Genomic DNA, 26,632 nt, shown 5'->3' on the forward strand with positions numbered 1-26,632 from the left:
CCTGTATCGGCCGCCTGCGATCTGCTTTATTCGGCAAAGATGCCGCCCTCCGAATTTTGAATATGCTCTCTGATAGCTGCTTCATGTTCTTTGCAATAAGCATAACTATTCCGCATAAAATCCTCGATACGCTGACTCTGGTACATGGTGTCCAGCGTGTCCAAAATCGGTTTGCCATCCACCACCATATCGAAGAAATAGGGGTAGACGCAGCCGCCGTTCTCTCTGGGGAAGTAGGGATTGATGGAACTGAGTCGTTCATCCTTCATCACAGACTCAACCACCATTTCACTCAAAATCCATTTGAGTGATGGGCGTTCATATTCATCGTAACTGTCTCCGAACAACCGATTCCATACATGGAACCAAACAAAATGTATGATCTCGTGTATTCCACCACCGATCGCGCCTCTTTCGCTGTTCAGATAGAAAGTATCATAACAGCGCTCTTTTAGAAACCGCGGCTCAATGGGATTCAAGCTCAAATTGCACCGTATGTCGTTAAATAAGTTAGCACAATCCACGTCAAAAGCATCCGATAAAGCTGCTGTAATCTGTGGCTTACAAGCGTTCCAATGGCGAATATATAAAGCTACCTTTTCATTGATCGTATCTTCTAACTTAGCATAAACGGCTCGCATGGTTCGCTCAATGTATTCGTTCCTTTCGGAGAAAGGTAAACTGATCGCATAGGCTTTATCAAGCTGCGGATAGAAACGGTATAGGGGTTCAGACCAAAAGGCTGATTCGTCTTCGGTCTGAAAGTCCATCATCCGCTGAATCATATAATCAACGCCCGGATTTACAAATTCAATGTCCATAGTCTTCTCCAATCAAAAGCAAAACGGATTTACCACATGCTCCGCCCCGAACACTTTTATCGCCATTCGATACATTGCCTTTGCGTGAATGCGGTCATGCCAGATAAAGCGGCGCAGGACTTTACGCAGTGACCAATCCTCACCATAGCTTCCTTCTGTGACGGCATTTTGTAAAAAATCAGGGTTAGATTCCAGCGCTTCAAATCCCCGCTTGCGGCATTCGTATATGTTGCCGTCATGATCGGCCTCCACAGCAATCTCCGCAAAATAATATGTATTCACATTCTTTGTATGCTCGTACATTTCATTTGCCGTGCGGGGAACTTGTCCGTAAAAGGTCTTGCGTTCCGGTGCGGCGGCTGCGTCCTTATCCGGGATAGATTCGTACAATGCGAGGAAATCCTTTGCTGACTTCAGCGCAAGGGTTTTAAGCGCCTCATATTCTTCTATTGTCAGTTGTGCTTGTTCGCTTTCAAAAAGCACATCGGAATCCGCATCCGAAATTGTAAGCTCGGAGCGTTTTTCTCCGACGATCACGATTTCCGCTTTGCCCTCGGCCTCCATGCCCAGCCAGCTGCAATAAGAAACGATCTCCTGCGGCATCTTTGCCTTTGCGATTTCAAGGCTTTCGCCACGGGTATATGCACCGACAAAATTTGTGGCATAAAGCAAGGTGTCATTGCCATTATGCTCCCATACGCAGTTAATGATCATAACACTCCTCCGATCTGAGGTTACTCCGAAGATCAATACTCGTTGACCGCTTTAAGGTGCGCCTCCGGATTGCTGTTCATATGGAACGCAAGTCTTTTGTCTCAGTCCTCGATGACGCCGCCGCCCAGCACCTGGTCCCCGTCGTACAGCACCACCGCCTGTCCGGCGGTGACGGCCCGCTGGGGCCGGTCAAAGACCACCTCCATGCGCCCGTCCGGCAGAGGGGTCACGGCGGCCTCGGCCTCCGTCTGGCTGTATCGGGTCTTGGCGGTGACCCGGATGGAGCCCGCCGGGGCGGCCCCGGCGATCCAGTTCACCCGGCAGGCGGTGAGACGGTCGGTGAACAGGTCCCGGTCATCCCCCAGCAGAATGGTGTTGTCCCGGGCGTTTTTCCGCACCACATAGACGTGCTTCCCGGCGGACACCCCCAGGCCCTTCCGCTGGCCGGTGGTGTAGCAGGGAAGGCCCCGGTGGCGGCCCAGCACCCGGCCCTCCCGGTCCACAAAGTTCCCGGGCTCCAGGGTCACATGGCCGTATTCCTGCAAAAACGCCGTGTAGTCCCCGTCGGGGACAAAGCAGATGTCCTGGCTGTCGGCCTTGCCGGCGTTCAGCAGCCCCGCCTGGCGGGCGCTTTCCCGGATGGCGGGCTTGTCATAGTCTCCCACCGGCAGCAGCAGGTGGGCCAGTTGGCCCTGGGTCAGCTGATAGAGCACATAGCTCTGGTCCTTCCGCCGGTCCCGGCCCCGCAGCAGGCGATACAGCCCCGTGACCGGGTCCCGGTCCACCCGGGCATAGTGGCCGGTGGCGATGTAGTCATACCCCAGCACCAGGGCCCGGTCCAGCAGCGCGCCGAACTTCAGGCAGCGGTTGCAGTCGATGCAGGGGTTGGGGGTATGTCCGGCGCAGTATTCCGCCACGAACCGGTCCATGACCTCCCGGGCGAAGCGCTCCGTCTCGTTGAACACATAAAACTTCATGCCCAGGCGATAGGCCACAGACCGGGCGTCGTCGGCGTCGTCGGCGGAGCAGCAGGTCCCCGCCTTTTCGCCGTTATACAGCCGCAGCATGGCCCCGTCGCACTCGTACCCCTGCTGCCGCAGCAGCAGAGCGGCGGCGCTGCTGTCCACGCCGCCGGACATGGCCACCAATACGCGTTTTCCTTCCATGTGTGACCTCCTATGCATAAAACAGGGAAAAAACGGCAATCCTTCAATCAATATAATTCCTGGTGAACGCCTGGACCGGCAGGGCGTCGGCCAGCTCCACCAGCACCGGGTTGAAGCCGCCGGCATAGTGGAAGAGCGGCTGGCGCACCAGGGTCACGCCGCTGCGGCGGTCCGGCAGGCGCACCGTCACCGCGGTGCCCTCCCCCTGCCGGGAGGAGACCACCAGGCTGCCGCCGTGGCCCTGGGCAATGCGGCGGCACAGGGGCAGGCCCAGGCCCAGCCCGTGGACCGGCAGGTCCATATTGCTGTGCTGCCAGCGGTCAAACAGACGCTCCAGCTTGTCCTGAGGAATGCCGGGGCCGCTGTCCTTCACGCACAGCAGCACGCACTCCGGCCCCGTCCGCAGGGATACCTCGATGGTCCCTCCGGAAGGCGTGAACTTCATGGCGTTGGACACCAGGTTCCAGAACAGCCGCTCCAGCAGCTCCCGGTTGGCGGCGATGACGTGGGCCCGGTCCCGGCAGGTGAACACCAGGCGCAGGTCCAGCAGCTCCGCCAGGACCTGCCCCTGGCGGCACAGGCCCTCCAACAGCTCCACCAGCTCCACGTTCTCCGTGTCCAGGGGCTTGTCCTCCGCCAGCATGGGGGCGTCGGACAGATTGTTCACCACTCGAAGGATCTTGTAATAGCTCTGGCACAGAATGGCGGCGCTGCGGTCCGTTCCGGTGTCCTGCTCCCGCAGCCGCTCCGGAGCCAGGCGGCCCAGAGCCCCATGTATATTGGCCAATGCCCCGCGCAGCTGGACGGCAATCCCCGGCAGCACCTCGCGGAGCATCTGCTTTTCGGCTTCGCTGTATTCCATGTGATATACAGCCTCCTTCCACTATTGTTTACGATTCCGGAAAAGCCCGACGCTTATTCCCGGAACGTTCTGTCTGTCATGCAAATTTATACCATACTATATCAAAGAAAGAGGAAAAACACAAGATATTTGTCGCATTCTGGAAAATCAGAAAAATTTTAAAAAGGGTCTTGCATTTTTGGAATTCATCGCATATAATACTAAACGTACCATACATTTGATATATTCCATTACGGAGAGGAAGCTGTGTTTATATGAGCATCAAAGTCGGCATCAATGGTTTTGGCCGCATCGGCCGCATGGTCCTGCGCTGCAGCCTGCAGCACCCCGAGATCGAGATCGTGGGCATCAACGACCTGTGTCCCGCCGATTACCTGGCCTATATGCTGAAGTATGACACCATGCACGGCAGGATCAATGCCCAGGTGTCCTCCGGCGATAATTCCATCATCGTGGACGGCCACGTGATTCCCGTGTACGCCGAGCGTGACCCCGCCAACCTGCCCTGGAAGGAGATCGGCGCGGAGTACGTCATCGAGTCCACCGGTCTGTTCCTGACCAAGGACAAGGCCAAGGGCCATATCGAGGCCGGCGCCAAGCATGTGGTCATGTCCGCCCCCTCCAAGGACGACACCCCCATGTTCGTTATGGGCGTGAACCAGGACAGCTACACCTCCGATATGACCTTCGTGTCCAACGCCAGCTGCACCACCAACTGCCTGGCCCCCATTGCCAAGGTGCTGCACGATAACTTCGGCATTGCCGACGGCCTGATGACCACCGTTCACTCCACCACCGCCACCCAGAAAACCGTGGACGGTGTGTCCGTGAAGGATTGGCGGGGCGGCCGCGCCGCTTCCGGCAACATCATCCCCAGCTCCACCGGCGCTGCCAAGGCCGTGGGCAAGGTGATCCCCAGCCTGAACGGCAAGCTCACCGGTATGTCCATGCGCGTGCCCACCCTGGACGTGTCCGTGGTGGACCTGACTGTGAACCTGGAGAAGCCCGCCAGCTATGACGAGATCTGCGACGCCATGAAGGAGGCCGCCGAGGGCCAGCTGAAGGGCATTCTGGATTACACCGACGAGCCCGTGGTGTCCTCCGACTTCCTGGGCAACACCCACACCTCTATTTTCGACGCCAAGGCCGGTATCGCCCTGACCGACACCTTCGTGAAGGTGGTCTCCTGGTACGATAACGAGATCGGCTATTCCGATAAGATCCTGTGCCTCATTGAGCACATGTATTCCGTGGATCACAAGTAAATCCAGCCAATTTCCCCTTTTATTGTTTTCCTTCTTTTTGTTCCGGAAAAAACGCCGTCCATCCTGGGCGGCGTTTTTTCCGTCCTCCGGCAAGGGGATATACAAATATAAGCGCCGCACCGGCACCCTTTGAGTGTAAAAATAGCCGCCCGGCGGGGGGAACTCCCCCGCCGGGCGGCTTTGATATATATCCGGTTGTCGGGAAAAGGGCGGTTATTCCGCCAGCAGGCCCGCGTGGACCATGGCGTGGTACAGGCCGTCCTCCGCCGGGGTGCCGGTGACATACTCCGCCACCGCCTGCACCCGGGCCGGGGCATTGCCCATCACCAGCGGGTGTCCCACGCATTGCAGCATCTCCAGGTCGTTGGCGCTGTCGCCAATGGCATAGCAGTCGGCCAGGTCCTCACCCAGGGCCTGGGCCACCGCCAGGCAGCCGGAGGCCTTGGAATACCCCCGCACCGGCAGCTCCAGCATGTTGCCCCGGTCGATGACCTGGCACATGGGGGCCACCTCCGCCAGGAACTCCTCCCGGAGGCTGTCCGGCGCCGTCAGCACGCACACCTTGTCAAAGTGGAAGTCCGGGTCTCCGTCGGGCTGTCCCACCCGGACGCCCCGGGCCTCCAGCCGGGCGATGGCACCCCGCAGCTCCCGGTTCACGACGCCGTGTGGGGTGTCGCACCAGATGCGCTCCGCCTCCTCAAAGTACATATCCACCCGGCACCGGCGGCCGATCTCCAGGATTTTCCGGCTGGTCTCCCGGTCGAAGCCCACATGGCGGATGATCTTCCCGTCCAACTGGATATACTGGCCGCAGGAGCACACCAGTCCGTCAAAATCCATGTCCATAAGCTGCGGGTCCAGGGCAAGCCTGGGCCGCCCGGTGTTGATGACGCAGTGGTGCCCCGCCTGGCGCAGCCGCCGCACCGCCGTCACGGCGGAGGGGGGAATGGTGCCGTCCAGGTCCATGACGGTGCCGTCGATGTCAAAGAAAATAATGCTCATATTCCGGTTCTCTCCCTGTATATTTTCCCATTCATTGTACGGCAATTTCCCCCGAAAGGGAATCCGCATAATGCACAAATGTGCCGCCCCGGCGGACGGGAGTTTTTCCCGGGCTTGCAATGGCTGCCGCCCTCTGCTACAATAAAGCAAAATTGCCAGAGCATCCAAGGAGGAGCATCCCATGACCAAGCAGGAAACCTATGACTATCTCCGGGCCCGGGGCGTGGCCTTTGAGATCACCGAGCACCCGGCGGTGTTCAATATGGAGGAGTGCGCCGCCGTGGATATGCCGTATCCGGAGGACGATGCCAAGAACATCTTCGTCCGGGACGCCAAAAAGCAGAATTACTATCTCATCACCATCCGCCACGACAAGCGGGTAGACCTGAAGGAGTTTCAGCGCCGCCACGGCACTACCCGGCTGAGCTTCGCCTCCCCAGAGGACCTGATGGCCCGGCTGCACCTGGCCCCCGGGTCCGTGACGCCTCTGGGCCTGCTGAACGATCCGGACCGGTCGGTGCAGTTCTATCTGGACCGGGATTTCGAGGGAGGCCGCATCGGCGTTCACCCCAACGACAACACCGCCACCGTGTGGCTGTCCACCCGGGACCTGCTGGACCTGCTGCGGGAGCACGGCTCCCCGGTCCAGTGGGCAGAGATCTGAGGTAAGGAGGTCCGCCATGAATCCCACCGATCTGCTGGCCGCTCTGCACACAGCGGAGCGGCTGAAGGACACCACCCGCCACTGCTGCACCTCTCACCGCCGCCCGGAAAGCGTGGCAGAGCACAGCTGGCGCATCGCCCTGATGGCCTTCTGGCTGCGGGACGAGTTTCCGCAGGCGGATATGGACCGGGTCATCCGCATGTGCCTGATCCACGACCTGGGGGAGTGCTTCACCGGCGATATCCCCACCTTCCGCAAAACGGCGGAGGACGAGGTACGGGAGGAGCGGCTGCTGCATGAGTGGGTGGACACCCTGCCCGCCCCTTATGGAACGGAGATGCGCGCCCTGTACCGGGAGATGGCCGCCCAGGAGACTCCGGAGTCCCGCATCTATAAGGCCCTGGACAAATTTGAGGCCGTGATCCAGCACAACGAGTCCCCCATCGACACCTGGGAGCCTCGGGAATACGACCTGAACCGCACCTACGCCATGGAAAACGCCGCCTGGTCCCCCTATCTGACCCGCCTGCGGCAGGCCATCCTCCGGGAAACGGAGGAGAAGATCGCCAACGAACAATAAACGGCAGTCCCCCCGCCCCGGCCGGGGGGATTGGTTGTACTCCTTGTGCATACGCTTCACTCCTTATAGTAGGATCATACCCGCCGGAGGAAAATAAAAGACTCATGCACAGGCAAGGCCTATGCATGAGTCTCATTCTTTCAAAGCAGTCCGGGCGCAGAAGCGCCGTTTTGACGAAACTGCCTAACCCCAAAGCGGGGCGGAATTACTCCCTCACAGCGGTATTCGATTGGAAATATTATACCAGGCCCGGCCCCCTGCGTCAAGTAAAGGATTTGTAAAGTATGGGGGAGCACAGGGGTGGGGGACACCTTTTTGATAAAATCTTTGCGTCCTGGCTTGCCTTTTCGCCGGGAATATGATATGATGCATTGCCAATAGCCCTTCAAAAATGCACGGATGGCTTTTGAAAACGATAACAAAGGAGTATTTTTAGTATGAAAAAGTTTCTCACTATGCTGCTGGCCCTGGTGATGGTCCTGTCCCTGGCGGCTTGCTCCTCCCAGAAGGGCGGCGACGTCAACGGCGGCTTCCCCGTCAGCGCCGTGGACCTGCTGACCGCCGTGTGGAACGCCTATCCCGAAAGCGAGAAGTTCTCCGTGGTGGGCGGCAGCCTGGATAACCCCGTAGACAACGCCCCCGGCGCTTTCCCGGTGGACGATGCCGACAATCTGGACTATATGCTGCACTTCCCCGCCGACAAGGCCGATCTCATTGACGACGCCGCGTCGCTGACCCACATGATGAACGCCAACAGCTTTACCTGCGGCGCGTTCCATGTGAAAAACAGCGGCGACGTCTCCGCTGTGGCCGACGCTCTGCGCCAGAATGTCCAGAACACCCAGTGGATGTGCGGCTTCCCTGACAAGCTGGTGGTCCTCACCTATGGCGAGTATGTAGTGGCGCTGTTCGGCGCCGACGACCTGGTGGACGACTTTGTCAACACCATGACCGCCACCTACACCGGCGTTCAGACCGCCTGCGACGAGCCCCTCCAGTAATCCGCCGCAGCCATGCTGTTTTCCAGTCTGCCGTTTCTCTTTTATTTTCTTCCCTGCGCCCTGGGGCTTTACTTCCTGGTCCCCCGGCGGCTGAAAAACGCCGCGCTGCTGCTGTGCAGTCTGGTGTTCTACGCCTGGGGCGAGCCCCGATTTGTGCTGTTTATGGCCGCCGCCATTTTACAGGGCTATGCCGCCGCCCGGCTCATGGAGCGGTATCCCCGGCGGAAGCGGCTGCTGCTGACCCTGTCCGCCGTGCTGAGCCTGGGGATGCTGGCCTACTGTAAGTATGCCGACTTCCTGATCTCCGGCTTCAACGCCGTCACCGGCCTGTCGGTGCCTCTGCTGCGGATGGCCCTGCCCATCGGCATCAGCTTCTATACCTTCCAGATCCTCAGCTATGTCATCGACGTGTACCGGGGGGACGCCCCGGCCCAGCGGAACCTCATTGACCTGGCGGCGTATATCGCCATGTACCCCCAGCTGGTGGCGGGCCCCATCGTCCGCTACGCCGACGTGGCCCCCCAGCTGCGAAGCCGCACCCACACGGTGCAGGACGCGGCTCTGGGGGCCCGCCGCTTTGTGCTGGGCCTGGGGAAAAAGGTACTGCTTGCCAACGTCCTGTATGAGCTGGTGACGGTGTATCAGCAGAGCGGGCAGAAAACGGTGCTACTGACCTGGCTGTACGCCGCGGCGTATATGCTCCATGTGTACTTCGACTTCTCCGGCTACAGCGACATGGCCATCGGCCTGGGCCGCATCATGGGCTTCCGCTTTGCCGAGAACTTCCGCTATCCCTTTGTGTCCGGCAGTCTCACGGAATTCTGGCGGCGCTGGCACATCAGTCTGGGGTCCTGGTTCCGGGACTATGTGTATATCCCCCTGGGCGGCAACCGGGTGCGGCTGGGACGCTGGGTGCGGAACCTGGTGATCGTGTGGGGCCTGACGGGCCTGTGGCACGGGGCCGCCTGGAACTTCGTGGCCTGGGGCCTGTATTTTGCCGCGTTCCTGCTGCTGGAAAAGCTGTTTCTGGGCCGGTGGCTGAAGCGTGTCCCGCTGCTGGGCCATGTGTATGTGCTGCTGGCGGCGCTTTTCAGCTTCGTGCTGTTTGATGCCGCGTCTGTCCCCGCCGCCCTGGGGACTGCCGGGGGCCTGCTGGGCCTGGGGGGCCTGCCCCTGTGGGACAGCGGCGCCCTCTACTATCTGCGCAGCTATGCCCCGGTGCTGCTGATCGCTGCCCTTGGCTCCACGCCGCTGCCTGCCGCCCTGTGCCGCCGGATCGCCGCCGGACGGGCCGGGCGGGTGCTGGACGCGCTGGAGCCTGCGGCGCTGCTGGCCCTGCTGGCGGTGTGCACGGCGTTTCTGGTCAGCGGCTCCGCCAATCCCTTCCTGTATTTCCGGTTCTGAGGAGGTGCACATGAAGACCAAGCAAATCATCACCGTGTGCCTGCTGGCGGGCTTTCTGGCGGGCTTCGGCCTGTGGGGCCTGCTGCGGACCCCGGGGGACGTGTCCCAGGCGGAGCGCCGCCCCCTGGCCCAGTGGCCGGAGCTTACCGTCTCCGGCTTCCTGTCCGGCCAGTATGCCGGCAAGCTGGAGCACGCCGCCGCCGACCAGTTCCCCCTGCGGGAGCAGTTCCGTACCCTGCGCTCCCTGGTGTCCTATGACCTGCTGGGCCAGCGGGACGTGGACGGGGTGTATCTCTCCGGGGGCTATGCCGCCAAGCTGGACTTCCCCCTGAACACCGGTTCCGTGGACCGGGCCGCCCAGCGCTTCCAGTATGTGTACGACACCTATCTGGCCGGGACGGAGGCCAACGTCTATCTCTCCGTGATCCCGGACAAGGGGTATTTCCTGGCCCCGGCCTCCGGCCGCCCGGCCATGGACTATGACGCCTTGGTGTCCCGGCTGCGGGAGGGCACGCCGGAGATGACGTATATCGACCTGTTTGACCGGCTGACCCTGGAGGACTATTACCGCACCGACACCCACTGGCGGCAGGAGCGGCTTCCTGCCGCGGCCCGGTATCTGGCCGCCGCCATGGGGGCGGACGCCGCCGCGGATTACACGGAGGTGACCCTGGACCGCCCCTTCTATGGGGTGTATTCCGGGTACGCGGCCCTGCCCCTGGCCGGGGAGACCCTGCGCTATCTCACCAACGACACCATCGCCGCCTGCCGGGTCACCAATTATGAGACCGGCGGGGAAGGCCCGGTGTACGACCTGGAAAAGGCCCGGGGCAGCGACCCGTATGAGCTGTTTCTGTCCGGGTCCGTGTCCCTGCTGACGGTGGAGAGTCCCAACGCCCGGACGGACCGGGAGCTGGTGATCTTCCGGGATTCCTTCGCCTCCAGCCTGGCCCCGTTGCTGCTGGAGGGCTACAGCAGGGTCACTCTGGTGGATATCCGCTATCTGTCCCCCACCCAGCTGGGCCGTTATCTGACCTTCACCGATCAGGACGTGCTGTTTCTGTACAGCACCGGTGTGCTGAACAACAGCAGCACCCTGAAATAATTCTCAGCTTGTCAAAAAAGCCTTTTTGACAAGCTGAGTGCGGTTTTTCAGAACTTAAAAAGTTCTGAAAAACCTGTGATTGCAAACGAAAGACACCCCTGATGGGTTTCTTTCGTAACTATCTTCCTTTCCGATGGCGGAAAATCTCCGAGTTTTTCGACAGTCTCCCCGCCGCCTGCCTCCGCAGGGGCGGTTTTCTCGTTTACAATTTGTTTACAGAAAAGGTCAAAGAAAGTCAAAATATCCTATTGACATTTTGAAACCCGGTGGTATACTATAGCCAAAGGTCAAAGAAAGGCAAAGTCAGATAGACCGAATCGAAACAGAAAGGAAGTGAAGGGCTTGGGTACATCGGATATGATCGCCCGGTTCATCCAGGCGGAGCTGGAGGAGGCCAACGGGGTTCTGGAGCTGCAGCGCAGCGACCTGGCCCAACGCTTTGGCTGCGTCCCCAGCCAGATCAATTATGTGATGTCCACCCGGTTTTCTCCGGAGCACGGCTACATTGTGGAGTCGCGCCGGGGCGGCGGGGGCTACATCCGCATCACCCGGGTGCAGGTGGATCGCCACACGCTTTTGATGCACGTCATCAACTCCGTGGGCGATACGCTGGACCTGGCCAGCGCCCGGGCCATTCTTTCAAACCTGGTCCAATCCCAGGCGGTGGAGCGGAACGTGGCGCAGACCCTTCTGTGGGCCGTGTCCGACAATTCCCTCCGCTCCGTTCCCAAGGACCGGCGGGACGATCTCCGGGCCAGTATTTTCAAGCAGGTGCTGATCCACCTGGTTTGAGTTTTCAATAAGGAGGCAATCATTATGAAATGTCAGAACTGCGGAAAGAACGAAGCAACGTTTTACTATAAGAGCAACATCAACGGCCGGGTCATGGAGAGCCATCTGTGCCCCGAATGCGCCCGTCAGCTGGGCCTGGTGCAGGATATGCGCCGCCCCATGATGAGCAGCTTCTGGGACGATGACGATTTCTTCACCCGTCCCTTCCGGATGCTGGAGCCCCTGCTGGGCGGCTTCGGTAGCCGCCTGCTGACGGAGTTCCCGGAACCCGTGGACGTGACCCAGCAGGCCCGCCGCGCGGCGGAGGAGCCCCGGGAGGACAACCTGGTCCAGGGCGATGAGCGGGAGAAGCTCAGCCGCCAGCGCCAGCGCAACGCCCTGGAGACCCAGCTGCGCCACGCCGTGGAAACCGAGAACTTCGAGGAAGCCGCTAAGCTCCGGGACCAGCTGCGGTCCCTGCCCCAGGCGTAAGCGTTACGCCGATCAACCGAAAGGAAGTGTAAACTATGATGGAAAATAAATTCACCCCCCGTGCGGAGGAATCCCTGCGGCTGGCCCAGGAGGCCGCCGAGGAAATGGGCCACGGCTATGTGGGCAGCGAGCACCTGCTGCTGGGCCTGATGCGTGAGGAGGAGGGCATTGCCCACCGCGTCCTGGAGGAAGCGGGCCTCACCGATGATATGATCTGCGATGTGCTGCATCGCAGCGTGGGCACCGGCCTTTCCGGCGCGGCTCCCTCCCAGGGGCTGACCCCCCGGGCCAAGAGCGCCGTGGAGCTGGCCGTGTCCGAAGCGTCCCGCACCGGCGCGGGCTACATTGGTACCGAGCATCTGCTGATGGGCCTGCTGCGTGAGGGCAACAATATGGCCATCCGGGTGCTGCGCACCGTGGGCATCGACCCCAAGAAGCTGTACAGCGCCGTGGTGAAAAAGATCAACGAAGCGCCCCGGGCCGCAGCCGCCGCAGGCGGCAATTCCGCCGCTCCCTCCCGGGAGGACGGCAAGAAGGGCGGCGCTCTGGCGGAGTTTACCCGCGATTTGACCGAGGCCGCCCGCAGCGGGAAGCTGGACCCTGTCATCGGCCGGGAAAAGGAGATCGCCCGGGTCATCCAGATCCTGTCCCGCCGCACCAAGAACAACCCCGTGCTGATCGGTGAGCCCGGCGTGGGCAAAACCGCCATCGCCGAGGGCCTGGCCCAGCGCATCGTGGCCGCCGACGTGCCCGAGGACCTGCTGGACAAGCGGGTCCTGTCCCTGGACCTGTCCGGCATGGTGGCCGGTACCAAGTACCGGGGCGAGTTTGAGGAGCGCATCAAGAACACCATCAACGAGGTGAAGAAGGCCGGCAACGTCATCCTGTTCATCGACGAGCTGCACACCATCGTGGGCGCAGGCTCCGCCGAGGGCGCGGTGGACGCCGCCAACATCCTCAAGCCTGCTCTGTCCCGGGGCGAGATCCGGGTCATCGGCGCCACCACCCTCAACGAGTACCGCAAGTACATTGAGAAGGACGCCGCCCTGGAGCGCCGGTTCCAGCCCATCACCGTGGGCGAGCCCTCTCCCGAGGCCACGCTGGAGATCCTGAAGGGCTTGCGGGACAAGTATGAGGCCCACCATCACCTGACCATCACCGACGGGGCCCTGGAGGCCGCCGTGCGGCTGTCCCGCCGGTATATCAACGACCGTTTCCTGCCGGACAAGGCCATCGACCTGATGGACGAGGCCGCCAGCCAGGTGCGTATGTCCGCCGAGTCCGCCTCCCCCGATCTGAAGGATCTGGAGGAGAAGATCGCCGCCCTGCACCGGGAGAAGGAGGAGGCCGTCACCGCCCAGGACTTCGAGAAGGCCGCCCAGCTGCGGGATATCGAGAAGGACTATCAGGAGCAGGTGGAAATTGAGCGCGACAAGTGGCACAAGCAGATGTCCGCCAACCGCGGCACCGTCACCGAGGACGACATCGCCAAGGTGGTGGCCGGCTGGACCGGCATTCCCGTCACCCGCCTGACGGAAGACGAAAGCCAGCGGCTGCTGCAGCTGGAGAAGGTCCTGCATGAGCGGGTGGTGGGCCAGGACGAGGCCGTGGCCGCCGTGGCCAAGGCCATCCGCCGCAGCCGTGTGGGTCTGAAGGATCCCAAGCGGCCCATCGGCTCCTTCCTGTTCCTGGGCCCCACTGGCGTTGGCAAGACCGAGCTGTGCAAGACCCTGGCCGAGGCCATGTTCGGCGACGAGAATGCCATGATCCGCATCGACATGTCCGAGTACATGGAGAAGCACACGGTGTCCCGTCTGGTGGGTTCGCCTCCCGGATACGTGGGTCACGAGGAGGGCGGCCAGCTGACGGAAAAGGTGCGCCGTAAGCCCTATTCCGTGGTGCTGTTCGACGAGATCGAGAAGGCCCACCCCGATGTGTGGAACATCCTGCTGCAAATTCTGGAGGATGGCATTGTCACCGACTCCCAGGGCCGCCGGGTGGACTTCAAGAACACCATCATCGTCATGACCTCCAACGTGGGGGCCAAGAATATTACCGCCGCCGACACGCCTCTGGGCTTTGACGGCAGCGGTGAGGCGGCCAAGCGCACCGAGGAGGAGCGGTTTGCACGCATCAAGGACGCCGTTATGGCGGAGCTGCGCCAGACCTTCCGTCCGGAGTTCCTGAACCGTATCGACGAGATCATCGTGTTCCACCAGCTGACGGAGGAGAACATCCGCAGCATCGCCCGCCGGATGCTGGATACCATCGGCAGCCGCATGGCCGCCCAGGGCATCACCCTCCAGGCGGACGACGATGCCGTGGCCGCTCTGGCCAAGGACGGCTTCGATTCCCGCTACGGCGCCCGTCCCCTGCGCCGCACCCTCCAGAATGAAGTGGAGGACGTGGTGGCCGAACAGATGCTGGATGGTCAGCTGAAGTCCGGCGACACCGCCCACGTCCGTCTGAAGGACGACAAGGTGGTCATCGAAAAGTAAAAATCATGCCCGGCGGCAAAAGCCGCCGGGCATGATTAACTGTCCCAAAAGAGCAAAGCCCTTTTTGAACAAAGTGTTTTACGCCTTCACCAGCTCCACCAGCACCTGCACCATCTTTTCCATGGACGGCACGGGGATGAACTCATGGACGCCGTGGAAGTTTGCACCGCCGGTGCACAGGTTGGGGCAGGGAATGTCCCGCTCCCAGGAGAGCCGCGCCCCGTCGGTGCCGCCCCGGATGGGAACGATTACCGGCTCCACGCCCACGGCCTCCATGGCGGCCTTGGCGTTTTCGATCAGCTCCATATGGGGCCGGATCTTCTCCTTCATGTTGTAATAGCTGTCCTTCATGTCCAGGCGGAAGGTGCCCTGGCCCCACTGATCGTTCAGATAGGCGGTCAGCCGCTCCACAAAGGCCTTCCGGGCGTTGAACTTCTCCAGGTCGTGGTCCCGGATGATGGCGTGCAGCACCACCTGGCTCTCGTTTCCGGCCAGGTCCGTCACATGGTAGAAGCCCTCGTAGCCCTCCGTGTGGGCGGGAGCCTCCGCCGCAGGCAGCAGGGAGATGAACTGGTTGGCCAGCAGGATGGCATTTTTCATCTTGTTCTTGGCGGAGCCGGGATGGATGTTCACGCCCTCCACCGTCAGGGTCACGGCGGCGGCATTGAAGTTCTCGTACTCGATCTCCCCCAGCTCGCCGCCGTCCACGGTGTAGGCCGCCTGGGCGGGGAACTTTTCCGGATCAAAGTGATCGGCGCCCTTGCCCACCTCCTCGTCGGGGGTGAAGCACACGGCGATGGCCCGGTGCGGGACCTCCGGATGGGCCAGCAGGTATTCGCAGGCGGTGACGATCTCCGCCACGCCGGCCTTGTCGTCGGCTCCCAGCAGGGTGGTGCCGTCGGTGACGATCAGCTCCTGGCCGATGTACCGCTCCAGGAAGGGGAAGTCCTTCACCTTCAGGCTCCCGGCCTTCTTCAAGGGCAGGTCCCCGCCCTGATAGGTGACGATCTCCGGATGGATGTCCGCCCCGCTGACGGCGGGGGAGGTGTCCATGTGGGCGATGAGGCCCAGGGCCGGAGCCTGGCACCCGGGGGTGGCGGGCAGCAGGGCATACACATAGCCGTTGTCGTCCATGTGGGCCCCCTCCAGGCCCAGCTCTGCCAGCTCCTGGGCCAGATACCGGCCCAGAACCTTCTGGTGGTCGGTGGTGGGGACGGTGTCCGACGTCTCGCTGGAGGTGGTGTCGAAGGACACATATTTCAGAAAACGCTGGGTAACTTCCATGATGGTTTCCCTCCGTAAATTGGATTTGCCCCCAGTATAACACACCCGCCGCCCCGCCGTCAATCCGGGGGAAGCCGTCCCGGGACAAAGAGGGACGTCCCGGGCAGGGCCGGTTTTGTCCCGGGCGGAAGCGGGACAAAACGAAACAGGCAGATCCGTGCAAAGCGCCCCCGGCGGAAATCCGCCGGGGGCGCTTTTTCTCAATAGAAGATGTCGTCCAGCTCCATGGTGGCGTAGGCGTTCAGGTCCAGCCCCGCCCGGCGGCCCGCCAGATACTCATAGTATCCCTGGGCCCCGATCATGGCGCCGTTGTCGCCGCACAGCCGCAGGGGCGGCAGGTACAGGCGGTACCCGGCCTTTTCACAGGCCCTCTCCAGGTCTCCCCGGATGATGGTGTTGGCGGCCACCCCTCCGGCGGCCACGATGCACCGGCGGCCCCGGAGACGGGCGGCCTCCATGGCCCGGGGCACCAGCTCGTCGGACACCGCCTGGTTGAAGTCATGGGCCAGGGCGGCGGCGTCCAGAGGCTCCCCCTTCTGCTGGGCGTTGTGGGCCAGGTTCACCACGGCGGTTTTCAGGCCCGAGAAGCTCATGTCCAGGGGCGCACTCTCCACATGGGCCCGGGGCAGGACGTATTTCCCGCCCGGTGACCGGGCGGCCAGCTGGTCCATGGGCTCCCCGCCGGGGTACGGCAGGCCCAGCACCCGGGCGGCCTTGTCGAAGCACTCCCCTGCCGCGTCGTCCCGGGTGGCACCCAGGACCTCCATATCCGTGTAGCCCTTCACGTCCACGATCAGGGTGTTGCCGCCGGACATGGCCAGGGCCAGAAACGGCGGCTCCAGCTCCGGAAAGGCCAGATAATTGGCGGCGATGTGGCCCCGGACGTGGTGCACCGGAATCAGGGGCACCCCCAGGGCATAGGCGGCGGACTTGGCGAAGCTGACCCCCACCAGCACCGCGCCGATAAGGCCCGGGGCGTAGGTCACGGCCACGGCGTCAATGTCCCGCCGGGTCAGGCCCGCCTCCCGCAGCGCCTGGTCCGACAGCCCGGCAATGGCCTCCACGTGCTTCCGGGAGGCGATCTCCGGCACCACGCCGCCATACAGCGCGTGCATATCCGCCTGGGACAAAATGGCATCCGACAGCACCGTCCGCCCGTCCCGCACCACCGCCGCAGCGGTCTCGTCGCAGGAGGATTCAAATGCTAAAATATTCACTGGTCATCCTCCTCAAAGGTCCGGGTCAGGATCAGGGCGTCCTCCTTGGGCAGGTCATAGTAGTTCCGGCGGCGTCCGGCCTCCCGGAAGCCGAACCGGGTATACAGGGCGATGGCGGCGGCGTTGCTGGGCCGCACCTCTAAGGTCAAAAACGCCAGATGGTTGGCCCGGGCAAAGCGCAGGAACACGTCCAGGAGCTTTCCCGCCGCGCCCCGGCGGCGATACGGGGGAAACACCGCCACATTGGTGATGTACCCCTCGTCGGCGGCCACCAGCAGCCCGGCATAGCCGATCACCTGGCCGGTGGCGGCGTCCTCCGCCACTAAAAAGGCGGCGCATTGGTTGTCCAGCTCCTCGGCCAGCATCTTCCGGGACCAGGGCCGGGAGAAGCAGGTGCGCTCCAGCTGCTCCAGGGCGTCCAGATGGTCCGCCGTCATGGGTACGATTCTGATGTTGTTCATAATTCCCTCGGTGTATTGCGATTTTTACTCCACGGTGACGCTCTTGGCCAGGTTCCGGGGCTTGTCGATGTCGCAGCCCCGCTCCAGGGCGATGTAGTACGCCAGCAGCTGCAGGGGAGCCACCCCCAGCTGGGGCAGCAGCATAGGCTCCACGTCCGGCACCGTCAGCACCCGGGGCGTCCGGGCGGCCATGGCGTCCCGGTGGGTCTCAGTGGTCAGGGCCAGGACGTTGGCGCCCCGGGCCTGGACCTCCACCACGTTGCTCATGGCCTTGTCAAACAGAGGCCCGTAGGTGCTCAGGGCGATGACCGGCGTTCCCTCCTCGATCAGGGAGATGGTGCCGTGCTTCAGCTCACCGGAGGCGTAGGCCTCGGAGTGGATATAGCTGATCTCCTTGAGCTTCAGGCTGCCCTCCATGCTCAGGGCATAGTCCAGGTTCCGGCCGATGAAGAACACGTCGTCCCGTCCGGCGAAATCCTTGGCCATCTCCCGGATCCGGTCCGCCTGGGCCAGCACCTGCTCCAGCTTCTCCGGCAGGGCCAGGATATCCCGGACCATGGCGGTGTAGGTCTCATAGTCCACGGTGCCCATGACCTCGCCGAAATACAGGCCCAGCAGGTTCAGCACCGCCATCTGGGTGCTGTAGGCCTTGGTGGTGGCCACGGCGATCTCCGGCCCGGCCCAGGTATACAGCACGTCGTCGGACTCCCGGGCGATGGAGGAGCCCACCACGTTGACGATGGACAGAATGCGGGCGCCCCGCTTCTTGGCCTCCCGCAGGGCGGCCATGGTGTCCAGGGTCTCGCCGGACTGGCTGATGACGATGACCAGGTCCCCCTCCCCCACGATGGGGTCGGCATACCGGAACTCGGAGGCCAGGCACACCTCCACGCTGCGCCGCAGCATCCGCTCCAGGTTATATTTGCCCACCATGCCCACGTGGTAGGACGAGCCGCAGGCCACGATGTAGATGCGGCCCATGGCCCGGATCTGCTCCGGGGTCATGGTCAGGTCCTGCAGCACCACGCGGCCCCCCTGGATCCGGGCAGCGGTGGCCTTGCGGATGGCGGCGGGCTGCTCCATGATCTCCTTGAGCATGAAGTGGGCGTAGCCGCCCTTTTCGGCGGCGTCCACCTCCCAGTCCACATGGTGGTGCTTCTTCTCCACCGGGCGCAGCTGGCGGTCGTATACCCGGATGCCGCTGCGGGACAGAATGGCCAGCTCCCCGTCGTCCATATAGGCGATGTCCCGGGTGTGGCGGATCAGGGCCGTCACGTCGGAGGCGATGAAGTTCTCCCCATCGCCGAAGCCCAGCAGCAGGGGGGCGTCCTTCCGGGCGGCCACCAGCCGGTCGGGATAGTCGGCGCAGATAATGCCCAGGGCATAGGCCCCGTCCACCGCGTGCAGCAGGCGGTTCATGGCCTCGAAAAAGTCGCCGCAATCGCTGTAGTAATAGTCCAGCAGCTGGGCCACCACCTCCGTGTCCGTCTCGGACTGGAACACATAGCCCTTCTGCTGCAGCTCCTCCTTCAGGGTGATGAAGTTTTCGATGATGCCGTTGTGGACCACGGCGAACTTGCCGCTCTGGCTCATATGGGGATGGGCGTTGACGTCGTTGGGCTCGCCGTGGGTGGCCCAGCGGGTGTGTCCGATGCCCAGGGTGCCGGGCAGGTCCCCGCCGTCATGGGTCAGCTCCCGCAGAGCCGCCACCCGGCCCTTTTTCTTGCAAAGGCGCAGCACGCCATCGCCGCACACGGCGATACCGGCGGAGTCATAGCCCCGGTATTCCAGCCGCTCCAGCCCGTCCAGCAGAATGGGGGCGGCCTCCTGATGGCCAACATATCCTACGATTCCACACATATTGATGATTCCTCCTGATTTCTGATAATGGGGAGGACAAATACGCAGACAATTTGCCTCGATTTCCGGTCGCAGCGTCTCTGTTTTGCGGTCACCCGCATATTTGCCCGCTGCGTGCGCGCCCGGACGGCGCGGGAGAGCTCCCGCCGAAGGTTCGATCCTCTCTCCTCCTCGTTATCCTGCCGGAAGGGCAGGCACATGGCGCTTGGTATGGGATTTTCCCGGGGTACCTCCTTTCTCCGGTTCTGCGTTCTGTATATCAAACGGCCTGGGGCCGGTTGCCTCGGTATAACTTTCTCTCATCGGCGCATACTGGCCATAGAAGGGGGAATGCTCATGGCCACTGCTTTTTTCCGCACCATCATCCTGTATCTGCTGCTGATCGCGGGGCTGCGCCTGACCGGCAAGCGCCAGATCGGCGAGCTGGAGCCCATTGAGCTGGTGCTGACCATGCTGCTGTCGGACCTGGCGTCGGTGCCCATGCAGGACTTCGACTCGCCGCTGATCAACGGCGTGGTGCCCATTCTGACCCTGCTGGCCCTGACCACGCTTTTAAGCTATATCAGCTTCCGCAGCGGGCGGTTCCGGTCCCTGATCTGCGGGGAACCGGCCATCGTCGTCCGGTACGGGAAGCTCCAGCAGCGGGCCATGCGCCACAACCGCATGACGGTGGACGAGCTTCTGGAGGAGCTGCGGGGCCAGGGGGTCACCGACCTGAAGGACGTGCAGTGCGCCGTCCTGGAGACCAGCGGCCAGGTGTCGGTGCTTCTGCGGTCCCAGGCCCAGCCGGTAACGCCCCGTCAGCTGTCCCTGAACGTCACGGAGCAGCTTCTTCCGGTGCTGCTGATCAACGACGGGCGGCTGCTGCGGGACAATATGAAGAAAATGGACGTGGACGACGCGTGGCTGCGGCAGCAGCTGAAGCGGGAGCACTTGACGGACCCGTCTCAGGTGTTTCTCCTGTCCCTGGACCAGGGGGGCAACGTGATCTGCCAGGCCAAGGAGGACGTATGAAGCGGTTTCTGATCGTGCCCTCACTGGTGCTGGCGGTGCTGCTGGCCCTGTGCATTCTCAACGCGGCGGCTCTGAACCGCCGGACCAACCGGTGGATGGACCAGGCGGACCGGATCGCCCAGCTGGCGGAGCAGGAGCGCTGGGACATGGCCCGGGAGGCCATGGACGCCCTGTCCGCCGACTGGGAGTCGGCCCAGGACTTCCTCCATGTGGTCATCCACCACGAGACCCTGGACGCAGCCCAGGTGACGCTGACCCGCTGCCGGACCTTGTGCCGCCTGCGGCAGGGGGACGACCTGCTGCCGGAGCTGGCCCAGCTGCGCCAGCAGCTGCAGCAGCTGGACGAACTGGAGCGCCTGAGCCTGCGGAACATTCTGTAGCCCTTACTTCTCACTCAGGAGCTTGTTCAGCTCGCTCATGAAGGTGTTGATATCCTTGAACTGGCGATACACCGAGGCGAACCGGACATAGGCCACCTCGTCGGCTTTTTTCAGCTTCTCCATGACCTTTTCGCCGATAGCCACGGTGCTGACCTCCCGCTCCAGGGAGTTCTGCAGCTCCTGCTCGATCTCGCTGGCCATGCGCTCCATGTCCGCCGCGGACACCGGGCGCTTTTCGCAGGAGCGCTGGATGCCCCGCAGCACCTTGCTGCGGTCGAAGCTCTGGCGGCTGCCGTCCTTCTTGATCACCACCATGGGCAGATATTCCACGGTCTCATAGGTGGTGAAGCGCTTCTCGCAGGACAGGCACTCCCTCCGGCGGCGGATGCTGGCCCCCTCGTCGGCGGGACGGGAATCCACCACCTTGCTCTCGCGATAGCCGCAATAGGGACATCTCATGGGCATATTCCTCCTCTATGGCGATAATGTTCAGCTTATTATAGCACATGGCGGCGGAATATGCAAATTTCAATTTTCCTCCGGCGGCACAGGATACCCGTCCTCAAAGCGATATTCCGCCCAGAGGCCTCCGTCCATGGCCCGGATCCGGGCCAGGCAGAACAGCTCCGTCAGGGGAAACGGCCCCTCCCGGTCATAGGGCGCGGCCAGCCGCACCCGCCGCCCCTCCCGGCGGCACAGACTCCCCGGCGGCAGGGGCAGGGGGCAGTCCTCCGGCCCGGCGGGCCGCCACGGGGAGTCCTTCGCGGCGCAGGACTCCGCCCCGGCCCACCGGATGGCCCCCAGCGGCCCGGTGATCCGCCGGGAAAACCGGCGGCGCAGACGCCCGCCCTCCAGCAGTCCCAGTGAAAGCCGCTGTCCCTCCCCCTGGACCCAGACCCGCCACAGGCCCGGCTCCGGGGGATGGCAGATCACCTCGAACAGGTGGTCCTCCCCCGCCGCCGTCACCGTCATGGTCCCGGCGGCCCGGTCCCCGATATACACAGGATACGTCATGCAGCGCGCCTCCCCATCAAAGCATCCCCGGCAGGGGCTGTGCCAGTGTATGCACAGTCTCCGCCGGGGATGCCCCGTCCCGCCTTACCCGGCAGAGGGCAGGCTGTCCACCACCCGGTCCCACCCCAGGTTATCGGTATCATAGCAGTATGTCTCTCCGTCGGGATAGGTATAAGCCACGAACACGCCGAAGGTCTCCTCAGGGGTATAGCCGCCCCGGATCGGCACCTCCCACAGCCGCAGAAGACTGCCGTCGCCGAAGTCCAGGGTCACACCCTCTCCCTCCGGCAGCTCCTGCTGGCGCTTTCCCATTCCGGCCTGCCGGAGCTTTTCGCTGATACCGGCCCCGGCCAGCTGAGGATAGTGGACGCGGCTGCCGGCCCGCTCCAGCCACACGCCGTCATGTTCCCGGGCATACAGCACGCTGCCGTTCAGAGCGTCCATATACCGGCGGTATCCCGCGCTCTGCCGGGACGCCCACACAAGCGGCGTGGCCGTTAGCGCCAGCAGCACTGCCGCCAGGGTGATCCACAGCCCCAGCTTCAGGCGGCTGCGGTCCTTTTTGGACTGCGGCGCCTCCCGAAATGCTTCATACATGGTCATGCCTCCTTTGTTTATGTTCTGTAAACCTTATGATACCATGCCCAGGCGGCCCCGTCAAGGCAAAAAAGCTCCCCCAGGAGAGACAAATGCCTCTCCCGGGGGAGCTCCTGCCTGGGGAAGGTTATGTACCCTCCGCCGGGCCGCTATACCAATCTGCTGCGGGGCAGGCCGAAGCTCACCGCAATGGCGTCGTCCACCCGCTCCATCACCGCGCCGTCCACCCGGCCCATCCGCTCCCGCAGGCGGCGTTTGTCCAGGGTGCGGATCTGCTCCAGCAGGATCACGGAATCCTTGGGCAGACCGCAGCACTGGGCCGCCACCTCAATGTGGGTGGGCAGCTTGGCCTTGCCCATCTGGGAGGTGATGGCCGCCGCAATGACGGTGGGGCTGTGGCGGTTGCCGGTGTCGTTCTGCACGATCAGCACCGGGCGCACACCCCCCTGCTCGCTGCCTACCACCGGGCTCAGGTCGGCATAATAAATTTCGCCGCGCTTGACATTCGTATCCACAAACGTTCACACTCCGCCGGAAGAAGTACCCGGAAAAAACGGGTCACTTTCATTCTCCCACGCAGCCCGGGGATTTATACCCGGTTTTCCCGCCCCGCTTCATTCTATGGGGCGGCAGGCGGCGGCGTGCGTCAGAACCGCAGCAGCAGCTCCCGCTCCGTCACCTGTCCGTTCTGTAAATACACCCGGGGCACCCGCTTGCTGACGGCGCAGGTCAGCTCATAGGGGATGGTCCCCGCCTGGGCGGCCATGACCTCCACCGGGTTGCGGGGCCCGAAGATCTCCACCTCGTCCCCCACGTCCACCCCCGGCAGGTCCGTCAGGTCGATCATGGACATATCCATGCAGATGCGGCCCCGCTGGGGCGCGGGCCCCTTGGCGGTCATCAGGCTGCACCGGTCGGACAGGCACCGGAAGAACCCGTCGGCATAGCCGTAGGGCACCACGCCCATGCGGGTGCGCCGCTGGGTGGTGAACAGCCGCCCATAGCTGACGGAGGTGCCCGGCTCATAGGTCTTGGTGGTGCTGATGGTGGTTTTCAGGGTCATCACCGGCCGCAGGTCCAGCCCCTGGGCAAACTCGCCATAGCCGTACAGCAGCAGACCCGGCCGCACCATGTCCAGGTGCATCTCCGGATAGCAGGCGGTGGCCCCGGTGTTGGCGCAGTGGCGCAGGGGGAACCGCACCCCTCGCTTTTCCTCCACCGCCCGGATCACCCGGCAGAACAGGTCAAACTGCCGCCGGGTATAGGCCTGGCTCTCCTGGTCCTGCTCGTCGGCCACGGCGAAGTGGGTGAAGATGCCCTCCGCCTCCAGCCCCGGCAAGCCGCAGGCCTCACAGATGCCCTCCACGCCGCCGTCAAAGTGACTGCCGTCGCAGAGGTAGCCCAGCCGGGACATGCCGGTGTCCACCTTGATGTGGATTTTCAGGGTCCCGCCCAGGGCCGCGGCCTCCCGGCTGTATTCCAGGGCCTTGGCCTTGCAGGTCACGGCCTGGGTAATGTGGTGCTCTATCAGCCGCCCCACCTGCTCCTTGGGGGTGTGGCCCAGGATCAGCACCGGCATGGTCACGCCGTTGGCCCGCAGCTCCATGGCCTCGTCGATGCTGGACACCGCCAGATAGTCGGCCCCCAGCTCCTGGAGGGTCCGGGCCACCTGCACGGCCCCGTGGCCGTAGGCGTCGGCCTTCACCACGCCCAGGAAGCGGACCTTCGGCCCGATATGCTGCCGCAGGCGGCCATAGTTGTGGGCCAGAGCGTCCAGGTCGATCTCCGCCCAGGTTCTCTTTAATGTGGATTCCATGATGATAGCCTCTCTTTATTCTGAAGTAAAGGACAGCAGCCGGGCCGTCAGCACCACGCGGCTGTCCTGAGAAAACTCGGCATACAGCGGGGCCCCGTCCCCGCCCAGCCAAACGGTGCACAGCACCTTGCCGCCGGGGGCGGTGGTGTCCAGGGCCAGGCGCAGGCAGTCAAGCCCCTCCAGGGTCTCCTGCCCCGCGTCCACCAGATACCCCTCCTCCATGGCCCGCAGCAGCCACGGCAGGCAGTTGGCCGGGGCCACGTCCCGCAGACTTCCGGCGGACAAAGCCGCCCCGTCATAGGACACCGTCAGATCCTCTCCGCTGACGGAGGCCGTCAGCCCCGCCAGGTCCTCAGGGCCTGTAACGGTGGTCCCGGCGCCGGTGGGGGTCCAGTCGCAGGACACGGTGAACGTGCGGTTCTCCGTCTCCAGGTGGCAGGTGATCTCCGCCTCCATATGGGCGGCCTGCATCTCCCGGTACCGCTGGCGCAGACTCTCCGCCTGCGACGCGGTCTTTTTTCCGCAGCCGGCCAGCAGCAGCGCCGCCGCCAGCAGCCATACCAAGCATTTTTTCACGGTAAACCCTCCCTTTCCGGAAGGCTTTCCGCTATCCCAACATCTATCTGTCTGTCACGCTGCCCGCCTCGGACCGTTATGCGCCTCGCAGAGTTCGCGGCTCGCAGGCCGCGAATCAAGTCCGATCCATTTTTCGCGGCGGCGCCCCCCAAGGGGACTTCCGTTGGGCGTGTACGTCGCGAAAAATACTTTGCGCGGAGAGAGTGTGTCCAAATGAGCAAAAGGCTCATTTGGACGCGCGGGTCGGAGCGGGAACCTAATTTATCCAAAAGAGCAAAGCTCTTTTGGATAAGTCTCACTCCGTGACCTCCCGCAGAGCCGCCGGGATCCGGTCCAGCAGGTCCGATGGGGTCATGCCCCACAGGCCCACCTGCCGGGCGGCCAGGTCCCCGGCCCGTCCGTGAAGCCACACCGCGGCGCAGCAGGCGTCCATAGGCGGCAGGCCCAGGCCCAGCAGACTCACCAGCATCCCCGCCAGCACATCGCCGCTGCCGCCCTTGGCCATGCCGCAGTTCCCGGTGGGATTGCGCATACACCGCCCGTCCGGGGCGGCCGCGATGGTCCCCGGCCCCTTCAGCACCAGGTATACCCCGTGCTCCCGGGCGAAGTCCGCCGCCGCCCGCTCCCGGCCCGGGGAAAGATCGCCTCCGGCCCGGACAAACTCCCCCTCATGGGGGGTCAGCACGGTGATCCGGTCCCGCCGCCGGGACAATGCATCCATATGCCCGGAAAGGGCGTTTATGCCGTCTGCGTCCAGCACCAGGGGCCGGGGCAGGTCCAGCAGCCGCCGCACCAGCCCGTCGCACCCGGGGCTGCGCCCCAGGCCGCAGCCCACCAGCACCGCATCGCAGCCCCCGGCCCGCTGCCGGATGGCCTCCTCTGCCAGGGGGGACAGCTTCCCCTCCTCCGACGGCAGGGGGAAGGGCATCACCTCGTCGCATTTCATTGCCGCCACCGGCCACACCGGCTCCGGCACCCCCAGGTATACCAGCCCCGACCCGGTGCGCACCGCCGCCCGGCCCGCGAAAACCGCCGCGCCGGAAAAGCCCACGCTGCCGCATACGCACAGCACCTTGCCGAAGGTACCCTTGTGGCCCATGGGGTCCCGCCGGGGCAGAAGCCGCCGCACATAGGCCGCCGTGATCTCCTCCATCCCGTCACCTCCCGGATTTTTCCCTTAGTATAGCACGGTTTTCCCCCGGTGGCGAGATTTTTTTGTCCGCCGCGTCAACAATTCCGCCGGTTGACAAGACAGGGAAAAGGGGGTATATTGTGGTATATAAAAATCAGGGAGGTTTTCACTATGCTCGATTCTACCCGCCAGTTCATCCAGGCCATGGACGCCAAGAACATCAAGCACTCCGACATTGAGGTCACCGACTCCGGCATGGAGAAGGTCACCGTGATATACACCGGAGACAGCATCCCTTCCATCCGCATGATTTTTTTCTTCAACAAGGACTGCGAGGACGTGGCCATCCGCGTATTCGACATCGTGAAGCTCCCCGAAAACAAGATCGACGGCTTCTTCAAGGTGGTCAACGAGGCCAACCGCCGCTTCCGCTTCTTCAAGTTCGTGCTGGACACCAACGACAACACCGTTCAGGCGGAGATGGACGCCGCCTTCCGCACCCACGACGTGGGCGAGATCTGCCTGGAGCTGATGGGCCGCTGCGTGGACATCTGCGACAAGGCCTATCCCGATTTCATGAAGGCCCTGTGGGCCTGAAAGCTCCCACTGTAATAACAAAAGCCGCCCGGCCAGGGCGGCTTTTGTTATTACGCTCAGATTTCCAGATAATTCTTCACCAGCACCTGCAGCAGCTCGTCCCGATCCACCTTGCAGATCAGGGTCCGTGCGCCGTTGTGGTTGGTGATATAGGTGGGGTCCTCGGACAGGATATAGCCCACGATCTGGTTGATGGGGTCATACCCCTTTTCCTTCAGCGCCTCATACACGGAGGTAAGGATAAAGTGGATTTGCTCGTCCTTATCCTGGGCGGCGTCAAACTTTCTGGTGAAATCATCCATGCGGGCTTTCTCCCCTTTCTATTGATTCACCATCAGT

The 26,632-nt window shown here is 62.9% G+C and carries 29 protein-coding genes; 12 read left to right on the forward strand and 17 right to left on the reverse strand.

The genetic code is table 11. The features are described 5' to 3' along the window. Positions 1-26 precede the first annotated feature (26 nt). From LKD37_RS03420 to LKD37_RS03435, 4 genes are all read right to left on the reverse strand, one after another. On the reverse strand, positions 27-821 hold the full coding sequence (locus LKD37_RS03420) for a hypothetical protein (protein WP_302927940.1): 795 nt from the start codon (positions 819-821) through the stop codon (positions 27-29). Between the two features lie 12 nt (positions 822-833). Beyond that, positions 834-1,535, reverse strand: coding sequence for a hypothetical protein (locus tag LKD37_RS03425; protein ID WP_302927941.1), 702 nt, complete (start codon positions 1,533-1,535; stop codon positions 834-836). 101 nt (positions 1,536-1,636) lie between these two features. Beyond that, positions 1,637-2,701 carry a tRNA 2-thiouridine(34) synthase MnmA gene (gene mnmA / locus LKD37_RS03430; RefSeq protein WP_302927942.1) on the reverse strand — a complete coding sequence of 355 codons (1,065 nt, stop codon included), beginning with the start codon at positions 2,699-2,701 and terminating at the stop codon, positions 1,637-1,639. Between the two features lie 43 nt (positions 2,702-2,744). Continuing rightward, positions 2,745-3,563, reverse strand: a complete 819-nt coding sequence (locus LKD37_RS03435; protein WP_302927943.1) for a sensor histidine kinase — start codon at positions 3,561-3,563, stop codon at positions 2,745-2,747. A 254-nt stretch (positions 3,564-3,817) separates the two neighbouring features. Between LKD37_RS03435 and gap the strand changes: the two genes are divergently transcribed. Further along, on the forward strand, positions 3,818-4,828 hold the full coding sequence (gene gap / locus LKD37_RS03440; RefSeq protein ID WP_302927944.1) for a type I glyceraldehyde-3-phosphate dehydrogenase: 1,011 nt from the start codon (positions 3,818-3,820) through the stop codon (positions 4,826-4,828). Positions 4,829-5,041: 213 nt separating this feature from the next. On the opposite strand, the gene LKD37_RS03445 is transcribed toward gap, so the two are convergent. Next, positions 5,042-5,830, reverse strand: coding sequence for an HAD hydrolase family protein (locus tag LKD37_RS03445; RefSeq protein WP_302927945.1), 789 nt, complete (start codon positions 5,828-5,830; stop codon positions 5,042-5,044). 181 nt (positions 5,831-6,011) lie between these two features. On the opposite strand from LKD37_RS03445, the gene LKD37_RS03450 reads away from it, so the two are divergent. The 8 genes from LKD37_RS03450 to LKD37_RS03485 all read left to right on the forward strand — a co-directional run bounded on the left by LKD37_RS03450 (position 6,012) and on the right by LKD37_RS03485 (position 14,345). Continuing rightward, positions 6,012-6,494: a prolyl-tRNA synthetase associated domain-containing protein gene (locus LKD37_RS03450; RefSeq protein ID WP_302927946.1), complete on the forward strand. Its 483-nt coding sequence runs from the start codon at positions 6,012-6,014 to the stop codon at positions 6,492-6,494. Positions 6,495-6,510: 16 nt separating this feature from the next. Next, complete coding sequence (locus tag LKD37_RS03455; protein WP_302927947.1) at positions 6,511-7,074, forward strand: HD domain-containing protein; 564 nt, start codon at positions 6,511-6,513, stop codon at positions 7,072-7,074. A 437-nt stretch (positions 7,075-7,511) separates the two neighbouring features. Beyond that, positions 7,512-8,075: an LptM family lipoprotein gene (locus LKD37_RS03460; protein ID WP_302927948.1), complete on the forward strand. Its 564-nt coding sequence runs from the start codon at positions 7,512-7,514 to the stop codon at positions 8,073-8,075. A 12-nt stretch (positions 8,076-8,087) separates the two neighbouring features. After that, positions 8,088-9,479, forward strand: a complete 1,392-nt coding sequence (locus tag LKD37_RS03465; RefSeq protein WP_302927949.1) for an MBOAT family O-acyltransferase — start codon at positions 8,088-8,090, stop codon at positions 9,477-9,479. Between the two features lie 10 nt (positions 9,480-9,489). Then, the gene (locus LKD37_RS03470; RefSeq protein ID WP_302927950.1) at positions 9,490-10,584 is read left to right on the forward strand and encodes an alginate O-acetyltransferase AlgX-related protein; all 1,095 of its coding nucleotides are present in this window, start codon (positions 9,490-9,492) and stop codon (positions 10,582-10,584) included. 333 nt (positions 10,585-10,917) lie between these two features. Then, positions 10,918-11,376 carry a CtsR family transcriptional regulator gene (locus LKD37_RS03475; RefSeq protein ID WP_302927951.1) on the forward strand — a complete coding sequence of 153 codons (459 nt, stop codon included), beginning with the start codon at positions 10,918-10,920 and terminating at the stop codon, positions 11,374-11,376. Between the two features lie 24 nt (positions 11,377-11,400). Then, positions 11,401-11,847 (forward strand): UvrB/UvrC motif-containing protein, encoded by a 447-nt coding sequence (locus LKD37_RS03480; protein ID WP_302927952.1) that lies wholly within the window; start codon positions 11,401-11,403, stop codon positions 11,845-11,847. 35 nt (positions 11,848-11,882) lie between these two features. Then, positions 11,883-14,345 (forward strand): ATP-dependent Clp protease ATP-binding subunit, encoded by a 2,463-nt coding sequence (locus LKD37_RS03485; protein WP_431833231.1) that lies wholly within the window; start codon positions 11,883-11,885, stop codon positions 14,343-14,345. A gap of 78 nt (positions 14,346-14,423) precedes the next feature. Here the strand turns inward: LKD37_RS03485 and pepT are convergent, their stop codons facing one another. The 4 genes from pepT to glmS all read right to left on the reverse strand — a co-directional run bounded on the left by pepT (position 14,424) and on the right by glmS (position 19,167). After that, a complete protein-coding gene (gene pepT, locus LKD37_RS03490) occupies positions 14,424-15,632 on the reverse strand; it encodes a peptidase T (RefSeq protein ID WP_370686854.1) in 1,209 nt (402 codons plus the stop codon). 197 nt (positions 15,633-15,829) lie between these two features. Then, positions 15,830-16,846 (reverse strand): tRNA (adenosine(37)-N6)-threonylcarbamoyltransferase complex transferase subunit TsaD, encoded by a 1,017-nt coding sequence (gene tsaD, locus LKD37_RS03495; protein ID WP_302927954.1) that lies wholly within the window; start codon positions 16,844-16,846, stop codon positions 15,830-15,832. Beyond that, positions 16,843-17,307 (reverse strand): ribosomal protein S18-alanine N-acetyltransferase, encoded by a 465-nt coding sequence (gene rimI / locus LKD37_RS03500; protein WP_302927955.1) that lies wholly within the window; start codon positions 17,305-17,307, stop codon positions 16,843-16,845. The genes tsaD and rimI overlap by 4 nt, the downstream gene beginning before the upstream one ends. Before the next feature lie 24 nt (positions 17,308-17,331). Beyond that, positions 17,332-19,167, reverse strand: a complete 1,836-nt coding sequence (glmS, locus tag LKD37_RS03505) for a glutamine--fructose-6-phosphate transaminase (isomerizing) (RefSeq protein WP_302927956.1) — start codon at positions 19,165-19,167, stop codon at positions 17,332-17,334. Between the two features lie 336 nt (positions 19,168-19,503). On the opposite strand from glmS, the gene LKD37_RS03510 reads away from it, so the two are divergent. Both LKD37_RS03510 and LKD37_RS03515 read left to right on the forward strand, forming a co-directional pair. Next, on the forward strand, positions 19,504-20,181 hold the full coding sequence (locus LKD37_RS03510; protein WP_302927957.1) for a DUF421 domain-containing protein: 678 nt from the start codon (positions 19,504-19,506) through the stop codon (positions 20,179-20,181). Then, the gene (locus LKD37_RS03515) at positions 20,178-20,561 is read left to right on the forward strand and encodes a DUF4363 family protein (protein WP_302927958.1); all 384 of its coding nucleotides are present in this window, start codon (positions 20,178-20,180) and stop codon (positions 20,559-20,561) included. Before LKD37_RS03510 ends, LKD37_RS03515 begins: the two co-directional genes overlap by 4 nt. 3 nt (positions 20,562-20,564) lie before the next feature. On the opposite strand, the gene nrdR is transcribed toward LKD37_RS03515, so the two are convergent. The 7 genes from nrdR to LKD37_RS03550 all read right to left on the reverse strand — a co-directional run bounded on the left by nrdR (position 20,565) and on the right by LKD37_RS03550 (position 25,717). Beyond that, on the reverse strand, positions 20,565-21,020 hold the full coding sequence (nrdR, locus tag LKD37_RS03520; RefSeq protein WP_302927959.1) for a transcriptional regulator NrdR: 456 nt from the start codon (positions 21,018-21,020) through the stop codon (positions 20,565-20,567). Positions 21,021-21,089: 69 nt separating this feature from the next. Next, the gene (locus LKD37_RS03525) at positions 21,090-21,575 is read right to left on the reverse strand and encodes a hypothetical protein (RefSeq protein WP_302927960.1); all 486 of its coding nucleotides are present in this window, start codon (positions 21,573-21,575) and stop codon (positions 21,090-21,092) included. An 84-nt stretch (positions 21,576-21,659) separates the two neighbouring features. Further along, positions 21,660-22,172: a hypothetical protein gene (locus LKD37_RS03530; RefSeq protein WP_302927961.1), complete on the reverse strand. Its 513-nt coding sequence runs from the start codon at positions 22,170-22,172 to the stop codon at positions 21,660-21,662. Between the two features lie 149 nt (positions 22,173-22,321). Continuing rightward, on the reverse strand, positions 22,322-22,687 hold the full coding sequence (locus LKD37_RS03535; protein WP_022177773.1) for a type II toxin-antitoxin system PemK/MazF family toxin: 366 nt from the start codon (positions 22,685-22,687) through the stop codon (positions 22,322-22,324). 131 nt (positions 22,688-22,818) lie between these two features. Beyond that, positions 22,819-23,988, reverse strand: coding sequence for an alanine racemase (alr, locus tag LKD37_RS03540; protein WP_302927962.1), 1,170 nt, complete (start codon positions 23,986-23,988; stop codon positions 22,819-22,821). Positions 23,989-24,003: 15 nt separating this feature from the next. Continuing rightward, positions 24,004-24,564 carry a hypothetical protein gene (locus LKD37_RS03545; RefSeq protein ID WP_302927963.1) on the reverse strand — a complete coding sequence of 187 codons (561 nt, stop codon included), beginning with the start codon at positions 24,562-24,564 and terminating at the stop codon, positions 24,004-24,006. Between the two features lie 295 nt (positions 24,565-24,859). Then, a complete protein-coding gene (locus tag LKD37_RS03550) occupies positions 24,860-25,717 on the reverse strand; it encodes an NAD(P)H-hydrate dehydratase (protein WP_302927964.1) in 858 nt (285 codons plus the stop codon). Between the two features lie 150 nt (positions 25,718-25,867). On the opposite strand from LKD37_RS03550, the gene LKD37_RS03555 reads away from it, so the two are divergent. Beyond that, a complete protein-coding gene (locus tag LKD37_RS03555) occupies positions 25,868-26,293 on the forward strand; it encodes a type III secretion system chaperone family protein (RefSeq protein ID WP_302927965.1) in 426 nt (141 codons plus the stop codon). A 56-nt stretch (positions 26,294-26,349) separates the two neighbouring features. Here the strand turns inward: LKD37_RS03555 and LKD37_RS03560 are convergent, their stop codons facing one another. Continuing rightward, on the reverse strand, positions 26,350-26,595 hold the full coding sequence (locus LKD37_RS03560) for an IreB family regulatory phosphoprotein (protein ID WP_022177275.1): 246 nt from the start codon (positions 26,593-26,595) through the stop codon (positions 26,350-26,352). Positions 26,596-26,632: the final 37 nt, after the last annotated feature.

Origin of the sequence: Brotocaccenecus cirricatena (assembly GCF_020687045.1) — a bacterium.
GTDB lineage: Bacteria > Bacillota > Clostridia > Oscillospirales > Oscillospiraceae > Vescimonas > Vescimonas cirricatena.